This window comes from Vibrio sp. 10N.222.46.A1 (genome assembly GCF_041473595.1).
In the GTDB taxonomy this organism is placed as follows: Bacteria; Pseudomonadota; Gammaproteobacteria; order Enterobacterales; family Vibrionaceae; genus Vibrio; species Vibrio tasmaniensis_A.
In genome coordinates this window covers 1-10781 of record NZ_JBFRSN010000422.1, presented here as the reverse complement: position 1 = coordinate 10781, position 10781 = coordinate 1, and the positions used below count along the sequence as shown (strand labels likewise).

General features: G+C 45.5%; 10 protein-coding genes and 1 riboswitch. Of the genes, 3 read left to right on the top strand and 7 right to left on the bottom strand.

Annotation, left to right across the window (positions count from 1 at the left end; genetic code table 11):
- Positions 1-1320: magnesium transporter (gene mgtE, locus AB4496_RS13175; RefSeq protein ID WP_372131119.1), on the top strand; the 1320-nt coding region annotated here is incomplete at its 5' end.
- A 97-nt stretch (positions 1321-1417) separates the two neighbouring features.
- Here the strand turns inward: mgtE and pmbA are convergent.
- Positions 1418-2761 carry a metalloprotease PmbA gene (gene pmbA / locus AB4496_RS13170; RefSeq protein WP_009847747.1) on the bottom strand — a complete coding sequence of 448 codons (1344 nt, stop codon included), beginning with the start codon at positions 2759-2761 and terminating at the stop codon, positions 1418-1420.
- A gap of 118 nt (positions 2762-2879) precedes the next feature.
- Between pmbA and yjgA the strand changes: the two genes are divergently transcribed.
- The gene (gene yjgA / locus AB4496_RS13165; protein WP_009847748.1) at positions 2880-3404 is read left to right on the top strand and encodes a ribosome biogenesis factor YjgA; all 525 of its coding nucleotides are present in this window, start codon (positions 2880-2882) and stop codon (positions 3402-3404) included.
- A 142-nt stretch (positions 3405-3546) separates the two neighbouring features.
- Here yjgA and thiQ read toward each other — a convergent pair whose 3' ends face one another.
- The 5 genes from thiQ to mpl form a co-directional block, all read right to left on the bottom strand.
- On the bottom strand, positions 3547-4251 hold the full coding sequence (thiQ, locus tag AB4496_RS13160) for a thiamine ABC transporter ATP-binding protein (RefSeq protein ID WP_009847749.1): 705 nt from the start codon (positions 4249-4251) through the stop codon (positions 3547-3549).
- Positions 4251-5864 (bottom strand): thiamine/thiamine pyrophosphate ABC transporter permease ThiP, encoded by a 1614-nt coding sequence (thiP, locus tag AB4496_RS13155; RefSeq protein WP_009847750.1) that lies wholly within the window; start codon positions 5862-5864, stop codon positions 4251-4253. The genes thiQ and thiP overlap by 1 nt, the downstream gene beginning before the upstream one ends.
- A gap of 113 nt (positions 5865-5977) precedes the next feature.
- Complete coding sequence (thiB, locus tag AB4496_RS13150) at positions 5978-6970, bottom strand: thiamine ABC transporter substrate binding subunit (RefSeq protein ID WP_009847751.1); 993 nt, start codon at positions 6968-6970, stop codon at positions 5978-5980.
- Between the two features lie 53 nt (positions 6971-7023).
- A riboswitch (TPP riboswitch) is annotated at positions 7024-7143 on the bottom strand.
- Between the two features lie 43 nt (positions 7144-7186).
- Positions 7187-7810 carry a flavin prenyltransferase UbiX gene (locus AB4496_RS13145; RefSeq protein WP_009847752.1) on the bottom strand — a complete coding sequence of 208 codons (624 nt, stop codon included), beginning with the start codon at positions 7808-7810 and terminating at the stop codon, positions 7187-7189.
- Between the two features lie 37 nt (positions 7811-7847).
- Positions 7848-9206, bottom strand: coding sequence for a UDP-N-acetylmuramate:L-alanyl-gamma-D-glutamyl-meso-diaminopimelate ligase (mpl, locus tag AB4496_RS13140; protein WP_009847753.1), 1359 nt, complete (start codon positions 9204-9206; stop codon positions 7848-7850).
- A 268-nt stretch (positions 9207-9474) separates the two neighbouring features.
- Between mpl and fbp the strand changes: the two genes are divergently transcribed.
- Complete coding sequence (gene fbp, locus AB4496_RS13135) at positions 9475-10485, top strand: class 1 fructose-bisphosphatase (RefSeq protein WP_009847754.1); 1011 nt, start codon at positions 9475-9477, stop codon at positions 10483-10485.
- Between the two features lie 106 nt (positions 10486-10591).
- Here fbp and AB4496_RS13130 read toward each other — a convergent pair.
- On the bottom strand, positions 10592-10781 hold a 190-nt coding region (locus AB4496_RS13130), incomplete at its 5' end, for a gamma-glutamylcyclotransferase (RefSeq protein ID WP_372131117.1).

The following is a 10781-nucleotide window of genomic DNA, read 5'->3' as shown; positions in this document are numbered from 1 at the left end:
ACCCTCCAAGAAGTCAGCGAAGCCCTAGAAAACGGCCGATTTGTTCACGTACGTCGACAACTTCAGGACATGGAACCTGAAGATATTGCACACCTTTTAGAAGCCTCCCCTCGCAAAAGTCGTGACGTACTCTGGCAACTCACCGATCCAGAAGACTACGGTGAAATTCTTGATGAACTAAACGAAGACGTCAAAGATGCGCTTGTGTCGAAAATGGCACCAGAAACCTTGGCAGAAGCAACAGAAGGTATGGAAACCGATGACGTCGCGTACGTACTTCGAAGCCTACCCGACGATGTTTCTCGCGAAGTCCTTTCTCAAATGGACTCCGTCGATCGTGCATTAGTAGAAACCGCCCTTTCGTACCCAGAAGATTCAGCGGGTGCGATCATGAATACCGACGTAATCACGATTCGTGGCGACGTCGATGTCGACGTTGTATTGCGCTATATGCGTATGCGTGGCGAATTGCCCGACGCAACCGATGCTCTGTATGTTATTGATGAAGAAGAACGTCTGATCGGTAACCTATCGCTTACCACACTAGTAACGACTCAGCCCGATATTCAGGTTTCCGAAGTGATGGAAGATGCTGACGAAGCGATTGCGGTTGAAACCAGTGCTTCCGATATCGCCAGTCTGTTCGAACGTCGTAATTGGGTTTCTGCACCCGTTGTTGATAGTAACCAGCATCTTGTTGGTCGTATCACTATCGATGACGTGGTTGATGTTATCCGTGAAGACGCCGAGCACTCAATGATGAGCATGGCGGGTATGGACGATGACGAAGATACCTTCGCTCCAGTCGTAAAATCTGCTCGTCGTCGTAGTGTCTGGTTGGGTGCCAACGTACTCGCTGCACTTGCTGCTGCATCTGTATCCAATATGTTTGAAGCAACACTCGACCAAATGGCAGCGATTGCGGTTCTAATGACTATCGTACCTTCAATGGGCGGGGTTGCTGGTAACCAAACCGTTGCGCTTGTGATTCGTGGTTTAGCACTCGGTCATATCGGTGACAGTAACAAACGCGAACTACTACTCAAAGAGGCGGCCATCGGCTTCCTAAACGGCGTGTTATGGGCTGTTATCATTGGTGGTATTGTGGTTGCTTGGAAAGGTAACTGGATACTGGGAGGCATCATCTCAGCAGCGATGATGACCAACTTGATTGTCGCTGGTATCGCCGGTGTAACCATCCCGGTAATGCTGAAAAAGATGAATATCGACCCGGCATTGGCAGGCGGTATGGCACTGACCACAGTAACCGATGTTATTGGCCTATCGGTGTTCTTAGGCTTAGCAACCATACTGATCTAGTTATCATAAGCAGCTAGCCTATTTTTGGCGAAATACAGAAAACCAAAAGGGAGCCATCGGCTCCCTTTTTTAATTCATCATATTGGCGCTAACTTCATTAGTCACCCGCGACTTTCATCGACTCAAGCAAGATAGAACCCGTTTGAATTTGTGAACGCGTTTCAACATCGTTACCAACCGCAACAATCTGAGTGAACATGTCTTTTAGGTTACCCGCGATCGTCACTTCAGATACTGGGTATTGGATTTCTCCATTCTCAACCCAGAAACCTGCTGCGCCACGTGAATAATCACCGGTCACGGTATTAACGCCTTGACCCATTACTTCAGTCACAAGGAAGCCGGTGCCTAGTTCTTTTAGCATCTGCTCAAAGTTTTGACCCGTTGATTTAACGAACCAGTTATGAATACCACCAGCATGGCCTGTTGGTGTCATATCCATTTTACGTGCGGCATAACTAGTTAGCAGGTAAGTTGCTAACACACCATCAGTGATGATTTCACGATCTTGAGTGAACACACCTTCGCTATCGAATGGGCTTGAAGCCAAACCACGTAAGATATGAGGACGCTCAGAAATGTTAAACCAATCAGGTAGAATTTTCTGACCTAGGTGATCCAATAAGAACGATGACTTACGGTATAGGTTACCACCACTGATCGCCATCACAAGGTGGCCAATCAAGCCAGTCGCGACATCGTTAGCAAACATGATTGGGTATTGGCCTGTTGGTAGCTTTTTCGCATCCAAACGGCTAATTGTCTTTTCAGCTGCTTCTTGACCTACGCGCTCAGGCGTCCATAGCTCATCACGGTGACGTGCAACGGTGTAGCTGTAGTCTCGCTCCATCTCACCGTTAGCGCCTTGTCCAATCACACAGCAGCTCGTGCTATGGCGACTTGAAGCGTAGCTGGCTAGTAAGCCATGGCTGTTACCATAAACCTTAACGCCATAATGGCTGTCGTAGCTTGCGCCATCACTCTGTTTGATCTTGTCGCTATAAGCTAGCGCTTGCTTCTCAGCAGCAATTGCAATCTCAGCGGCATAGTCAGGGTTTGGTTCATCAGGGTGGAAAAGATCCAAATCTGGAATTTCTTTTACCATGTATTCTTTTGCGGCAGGACCAGCAAACGGGTCTTCAGAAGTGTACTGAGCGATATCAAGCGCAGCCGCGACTGTTTGAGCAATTGCCTTCTCACTCAGATCAGATGTAGATGCGCTGCCTTTTTTCTGACCGCGGTAAACAGTAATACCTAGAGCACCATCACTATTAAATTCAACGTTTTCCACTTCACACATACGTGTTGAAACACTTAAACCCGTTGACTTAGTAATAGCAACCTCAGCGGCGTCTGCACTCACTGATGCCATATCCAACGCTTTAGCTACTGCGGCTTCTAGCTCAACTCGTTGTTGGGCGACTTGCTGTTTTACATCCATATCTATTCTAATTTTTTAGGTCAATATTACGTAGGATAACAAGAATTTCGCTTTCTCCCCAAGATTCTTGCTAAAATAGGCAATATATTCGTTTGAGATAGTGACATAGGCAGAAAAGATGGCTCGCAAAAACCAAAAAGCCCCATGGGAACCAGAAGAAGAAATCATCTGGGTAAGTAAGACAGAAATGAAAACGGACATGGACGCCCTGCAAAAGCTGGGAGAAGAGCTTGTTGACCTAAAGCCTTCTGTATTAGACAAATTTCCGCTGTCTGAAGATTTGGCACAAGCGATTAAAGATGCACAACGCTTTAAAAATGAAGCGAAACGCCGTCAACTTCAATACATTGGTAAAGTAATGCGCAGTGTCGATCCAGAGCCAATTCAAGCGGCTTTAGATAAGATTCGCAACAAACACTCTCAAGCAACAGTTGAACTGCACAAACTAGAACAACTGCGTGATCGTGTTGTTGCAGAAGGCGATGCGGCCATTTCAGACGTTATGGAAATGTACCCTGAAGCAGACCGTCAACGTCTTCGTCAGCTCGCTCGTCAAGCTAACAAAGAGAAAGCGGCAAACAAACCGGCTAAGTCTTCTCGTGAAATATTCCAAATCTTAAAAGAGCTAAAGCTAGGCGACTAATCTTCGCCGCCCTTTAATCAGAAAGATAATAAAAGACCTAGCGCATGCTAGGTCTTTTTGTTTTTGACGCACTCGATATCAAGAAGCTCTCAATATCAATAAGTACTCAATATTAAGAAGTACTCACAGGAGTGAAAAATTATCATTCACCCGCTTTAACAAACGAGCTTAGCTCTTGCTGTGGATGTTCAGCCGTCAGTGTCTCTATCGAGTCTGCAACCAACACCTTACCTAGCGCTACAAAAACGAACTTATTTGCGATACTGCGTGCATCACCTAAGTGGTGAGTAACCATCAATACCGTAATGTTTCGCTCGGCGGCTAATCGCCTAACAAGGTTAAGCATTTCCTCACGAAGCAAAGGGTCAAGCGCAGAGAAAGGTTCATCAAGCAGCCAAATATCATGAGGCTGAACAAAGCATCTAGCTAACGCGACACGCTGACGTTGACCGCCCGATAAGTGCTCAGGCAATCTATCTAAATACTCCGCGACACCCACTTGTGCAGCGGCCTGTTCGACTTCGTGCTTTTGAGTTGCCGTAAGCTTTAACCCTGGATGCAAGCCTAAGCCAATATTTTCACGTACGGTGAGATGGGCAAACAAATTGTGCTCTTGAAACAACATCGCTAATGGACGCTGATGTGCTTCTTTGCCAATCAGTGATTGTCCCGCTACAGAGATCTCACCCGAAGTGGGCTCAATAAACCCAGCAACCAATGCCAACAGCGTTGATTTACCTGCGCCACTTGGCCCCATCAGCGCAACAATATCGCCCTGCTCAGCTTGAAAATCAAAGCAAAACAACTCTCTGTGATAGTGGTAGTCCACATCTTTCATCACTAACATCATCGGTTCCTCAACTCTTTAGCATCGAGCTTAGATCTTCGAGTAAATAAAAATTCAATCAGGCTAAAGCTGCCAACACTCAGTAACAGTAAGCTCACGGAAACCACAGCTGCGGCTTCCATTTGATAGCTGCCTAATAATTGGAATAGGTACAAAGGCAGAGTTCTAAAATCTTGGCTACCAAACAAAGCAATCGCACTTAAGTCACCCATTGCTAACATAAAGCTGATCGAGAAAGCTTGTGCCATCGGTTTTCGCAATGCACGCCACTCCACTAGCCTAAAACGCGTGAAACCAGTCATTCCCAAACTTGCGCACACATACTGATACTGCTGAGACAAATGCAGCATAGGTTGAGCCAAGGTTTTAATTACGTAAGGAAGCGCCATTAAACTGTTTACTGCAATCACGATAAAGAAAGCTAAGCTGAAAACATCGGTGAATGAACGCAGTAATAAGAAGAGCCCCGTACTGATCACAAGCCCGGGAGTAACTAAGATAATAGTGCCAATCAGCTCGATTTTATCGGCTCGAAAATTCTTATTCTGTAAGCGCCATGCTCGACTAGTCAGCAGTATGGCGATACCAATACCAACCGCGATAACACTTGCTAATGACGCGACTTTAACCGAGGTCATTAACGCAGCCCAAAACGGCTCGCTGCTCAGTACGATTAATGCCTGCGAGTTAATGCCACTGACGATAACCATAGCTAATGGCGGCAATACCAGCATTGAGACGGTGATGATCCAAAAGCTATCCCAAGCTTTTGACCACCAGCTATCCTTAACCAAATATTTCTCTTCCGACAATTGACTGGCTGTCACTGAAATAGGTTTCGATAGGCGTTGAATGCTCACAGCTAGCACACCACACAGCAGCATTTGCCATATCGCGAGCAAGGCACCAGCCTGCAGGTCAAAGTCGAATTTAATCGCCTGATAAATAGCGAGTTCGATAGTGGTTGATTTAGGTCCTCCGCCTAGTGCCATCACGGTAGCAAAGCTGGTAAAACACAGCATGAAGACCAAACCACACACATGTGGCAGTTGCTGTCTTAAACGAGGCCATTCAACCCATCTGAATTTATTCCAATGGCTCATACCCAAATGAGCACAAAGCTTATGCTGCTCGGCAGGTACGGTATCTAAAGCTTGTAAAAGTAAACGGCTAGCATAAGGCAGGTTAAAGAAGACATGTGCGAGCAAAATACCATTCAACCCATAGATCGAGAATGGCAATTCAATATCGAAGTTCGCCAGAAATTTAGCTAACCAACCACTGTTACCATAAATAGCTAGCAAACCAAATACGCCAACTAATACGGGTAAAACCAAGGTCGAAGCAAACAGCCTTAACAACAAGGCCCGTCCAAAAAATTGTCTGCGACATAGAGCATGAGCAATAGGTATAGCAAAGCCAACACTCAGCATCGTTGAGAGTGTCGCTTGATAGAAACTGAATTTCGTTACATGCCAATAGTAAGGATCGGACCATACTTGGCTGATATCAAGAGAAGGGGCATTGCTAAGCAATGCCCCAACTGCTGAAACCACGAAGGCGGTAATGAGTATCGCAACCCAAACCCCGACCTTAGGTGTTTTCTTTATCATAAATCGATTTTTTACCGTAAATGGTTCACTCCAAACATAACGAATGAACCTTTAAATACAGAAAGCTAGTTTTTTAAAAGTACGTTAGAAAACTCATTTTCTTAAATAATAAGTTAAAAAGTAAGTGCACTCTGCCATTCACGAATCCAAGGCTTACGCTTCTCGGCGATCTCTTCTGGTGTGAAGCTTAGCGCTTTCTGAGGAACCGTAAGTTGCTCGAACCCTTTTGGTAGCTCAACATCGGTCACTGGGTACATCCAGTTGCCAGTAGGCATCGCCGATTGGAACTCATCACTTAAGATAAATGCCATAAACTCATCGGCAAGCTTTTCGTTCTTGCTACCTTTAACCTTCGCTGCCACTTCCACTTGAGTGTAATGACCTTCTTCAAAGCTTGCAGCTGCGTACTTAGAATCACTTTCTGCAATGATGTGATAAGCCGGGGAAGTTGTGTAAGACAACACTAAATCAGACTCGCCCTCTAGGAACATAGAGTAAGCTTCAGACCAACCTTTAGTCACAGTCACAGTTTTCTGAGCAAGCTTCTTCCATGCTGCAGTTGCTTCATCACCGTAAACCGACTTCATCCATAGCATCATGCCTTGGCCTGGTGTTGATGTACGTGGATCTTGATAGATAACCTTAAGATCGTCACGTTGCTCAACCAGTTCTTTCAGGCTCTTTGGCGGGTTTGCTAGCTTCTCTTTGTTATAGATAAACGCAAAGTAACCAAAATCATAAGGAACAAAGGTACTGTCGTTCCAACCGTTAGGAAGCGTCACAGATGATGTATCAACACTGTGCTCAGCCAATAAGCCTGTAGATTTCGCTTCAGCCATGAGATTATTATCTAGGCCTAAAATGATGTCAGCTTTGCTGTTGCCACCTTCAAGACGTAAGCGGTTTAGAATAGACACTCCATCTTCTAACGCGACAAAATTCACATCACAACCACACTTTTCTTCGAATGCTTTTTCAACGGCAGGACGAGGGCCCCAATCCGCAGCAAAAGAGTCGTAAGTGTAAACCGTTAAGGTGTTGTCTGCTGCGAAGGCAGAAAAAGAGATGGCTGTAGTAACAGCAAGAGTTGTTAATGTTAATTTCACTGGACGCTCTCCATGGTCTGAGCGGCACAGGTTTGAGGGAGGAGAACGGTAGAGGTTGTTCCTAACTCAATTCCTACGCCAGCATTATCTGGTTCAGGTTTACGGGTCCCAAGCACTTGCTTGATCTCAGCTCGCATTCATTATTTGAATGGTTCGCTCCCCGATGAGTGTTCAGGATTGTAATTTGATTTTTAACAATAAGCCATCAAGTTTGGATCAATTACGTTGATCGTAACCCCAACGTGGCACTAAACCTTGCTCGATACCAAGGTGATCAAGAATACGTGCCACCATAAAGTCGACCAGGTCTTCAATCGACTTAGGTTGATGATAAAAACCCGGAGCTGCAGGCATAATCGTCACGCCCATGGTCGAGAGTTTGTGCATATTCTCTAAATGCAACGTAGAAAATGGCGTCTCACGAACCACCAACAACAACTGTCCTCGTTCTTTCATAACCACGTCTGCTGCACGCTCGATCAAGTTATCTGATAGGCCATGAGCAATCGATGCCAAGCTTCCCGCAGAGCATGGACACACCACCATCTGCTTCGGTGCTGCTGAACCAGAGGCAACCGGTGAGAACCAATCATCTTTGCCACACACCACCAGCTTTTCTGGGTCGCAATCTAAATGCTTAACCAAAGCTTGTTTCGCAGCATCTGGCCCAGCAGGTAACTTAAGTTCATGCTCGGTCGCCAACACTACTCGCGCTGCCGATGATATCAGCAAGTAGACCTGATAATCGGCGGCCAAAAGGCATTCAAGTAAACGCAGGCCATAAGGCGCACCGGATGCGCCAGTGAAAGCCAGAGTTATCGCTTTATCGTGTTTTGTCATGTTCTCAATTACTTCAAATTATAAGGTCGAGGATGCGTTAGCCTTTGAGTGCCAATCCATCCAACAGTTTCTGGTGAATACCACCAAAGCCACCATTACTCATTACCAAGATTTGGTCACCCGCTTGTGCCTCAGAGACAATTTTAGCAACGAATGCATCCATGTTATCACTCACGTGCGCGGGTTGGTGACACGCATCGGCGACGTCTTGTACTGACCAATCAATGTTATCGGGTTGGAATAAGTAAGTAGAATCCGCTTGCTTCAACGAATCAGCCAGCGTTTCTTTGTGCACTCCACGTTTCATTGTGGCAGAACGAGGCTCTAAAACGGCAATTATTTTTTTCGTGTCGACCTTATTACGTAAACCGCTCAGCGTAAGTTCAATTGCCGTTGGGTGATGAGCAAAATCGTCATAGACAGAAACGCCTGCCACTTCGCCTTTAAACTCTAGACGACGTTTGGTGTTGATGAACTTCGCCAACGATTCACACGCTAAATCAGGTGTCACCCCTACATGTCGCGCAGCTGCAATCGCCATCAAAGCATTATTGACGTTATGGTCGCCAACCAAATTCCAGTCGACAGTTCCTACGCATTCGCCTTGGAAGTACACTCCAAATTGAGACCCGTCTTTAACCAGCTTCTTGGCATCCCAATCACCTTGTTCACCACTCGATTCTGTCTCACTCCAGCATCCGCGAGATAAAACATCTTGAATCGCCGTATCTTCTTTAGGAGAGAAAATTCGGCCATTACCTGGCACAGTGCGCACTAAGTGGTGGAACTGACGCTTAATCGCCTCAAGATCATCGAAGATGTCAGCATGATCGAACTCGAGGTTATTCATTACCAAGGTTCTTGGGTGGTAGTGAACGAACTTAGATCGTTTATCAAAAAAAGCACTGTCGTATTCGTCAGCTTCGACCACGAAGAACATGCTTTCACCAAGGCGAGCAGAGATACCAAAGTTACCTAACACGCCGCCCACTAAGAAGCCAGGCGCATAGCCACAGTCTTCTAAAATCCAAGCCAGCATGCTCGATGTTGTTGTCTTGCCATGCGTTCCCGATACCGCTAATACCCAACGATCATGCAACAAGAACTCTTGCAACCATTGCGGGCCTGAGGTGTATCTAAGGTTGTTATCCAATACATACTCAACACACGGGTTGCCACGACTCATCGCATTACCAATCACCACGAGATCAGGCCTTGGTTCTAACTGGCTTGGGTTAAACCCTTCAATAATTTCAATCCCTTGAGACTCCAACAAAGTGCTCATTGGTGGGTAAACATTCGCGTCACTACCGGTAACCTTGTGACCTAATTGACGAGCCAATACCGCAGCACCTCCCATGAAGGTGCCACAAATTCCTAAGATATGAATATGCATAAATTGCTTCCAAACGCTTGGCTAAATGAACCATGTCTAAATCAAACTACTGCACTCATTATCATTAAATGGCGATTAAAAGCGAGTAGCAATGCAAAACAAATTTAGTCGACATAGTAAGTGAGATCTGCGTCGCTTAGTTCATTACCATTAAAAAGATCTAACCTTTAGAATTTAAGTAGGCGTCTAGGTGAATAAAGTCCGAGTAAGAGGCAAATTCTATAGTGCTCAAATCCCCCTAATATTGAGAGAAGTTTAAGGAAATAACATGTCTGAGATGCGCACCCTTGGTGAGTTCATTGTTGAGAAACAGAGTGACTTCCCCCATGCAAGCGGTGATCTATCATCCCTTTTGTCGTCTATTCGACTTGCTGCAAAAATTGTTAACCGTGAGATCAACAAGGCTGGTCTAGTCGACATCACTGGCGCTGTTGGTACAGACAACGTTCAAGGTGAAGAACAGCAAAAGCTAGACCTTTACGCGAACGACAAGTTTAAAGCGGCTCTAGAAGCTCGTGATCAAGTTTGTGGTGTTGCAAGTGAAGAAGAAGACGAAGCTGTCGCCTTCAATAAAGAGCTCAACAAAAACGCAAAATACGTCGTTCTGATGGACCCACTTGATGGTTCTTCAAACATCGATGTCAATGTATCTGTTGGGACAATCTTCTCTATCTACCGTCGAGTATCACCTGTTGGTACCCCACCAACACAAGAAGACTTCCTACAGCCAGGACACAAGCAAGTAGCCGCGGGGTACGTAATTTACGGCTCTTCAACTATGCTTGTTTACACAACTGGTGCAGGTGTAAATGGCTTCACCTACGACCCATCTCTGGGCACCTTCTGTCTGTCTCATGAAAACATGATGATCCCTGATGAAGGTAAGATTTATTCCATCAACGAAGGTAACTACATTCGCTTCCCTACGGGTGTTAAAAAGTACATCAAGTACTGCCAAGAAAATGAGCCAAGCGACAACCGCCCTTACACATCACGTTACATCGGTTCTCTAGTATCAGATTTCCACCGTAATCTTCTGAAAGGCGGTATCTACTTATACCCGAGTACGCAAAGCCACCCTCAGGGTAAACTACGTCTGCTGTACGAGTGCAACCCAATAGCCTTCATCATGGAGCAAGCTGGCGGTATTGCCTCCGATGGCGCCCAACGCATCATGGATATAAAACCAACAGAACTGCACCAACGTGTGCCTTTCTTTGTCGGTTCTAAGAACATGGTGAAAAAAGTAGAAGAGTTCCTTGAACTTAACCGAGACTAACCGTCTCGCTTATTTTTCAAGTTAACGCCATTAAAAAAGCCAGCATTTACATGCTGGCTTTTTGTTCGACAACTCAGAATACATAGATGTTACGGATAGATAACTATTACGGATTGTCCCGCTTACACCAGTCACCCGAAAGTATTTCTTTATTAGCCGTTAGATCAAGCTGATACAAATATACCCATGCTAATCCAAATATAGTTTCTATTTGTTCGCGACGATACTCAACAGGAACATCTTCTAGCCGATCGAGCGAAGCCAAAACTTCGTCGTTAATGGTATAGACCTCGCCA

Coding starts and splice junctions, on each gene's coding strand:
- pmbA (WP_009847747.1), bottom strand. CDS start 2,761: ATGGATGTAAAACAGCAAGTCGCCCAACAACGAGTTGAGCTAGAAGCC.
- AB4496_RS13145 (WP_009847752.1), bottom strand. CDS start 7,810: ATGACAAAACACGATAAAGCGATAACTCTGGCTTTCACTGGCGCATCC.
- thiQ (WP_009847749.1), bottom strand. CDS start 4,251: ATGTTAGTGATGAAAGATGTGGACTACCACTATCACAGAGAGTTGTTT.
- mpl (WP_009847753.1), bottom strand. CDS start 9,206: ATGCATATTCATATCTTAGGAATTTGTGGCACCTTCATGGGAGGTGCT.
- yjgA (WP_009847748.1), top strand. CDS start 2,880: ATGGCTCGCAAAAACCAAAAAGCCCCATGGGAACCAGAAGAAGAAATC.
- thiP (WP_009847750.1), bottom strand. CDS start 5,864: ATGATAAAGAAAACACCTAAGGTCGGGGTTTGGGTTGCGATACTCATT.
- fbp (WP_009847754.1), top strand. CDS start 9,475: ATGTCTGAGATGCGCACCCTTGGTGAGTTCATTGTTGAGAAACAGAGT.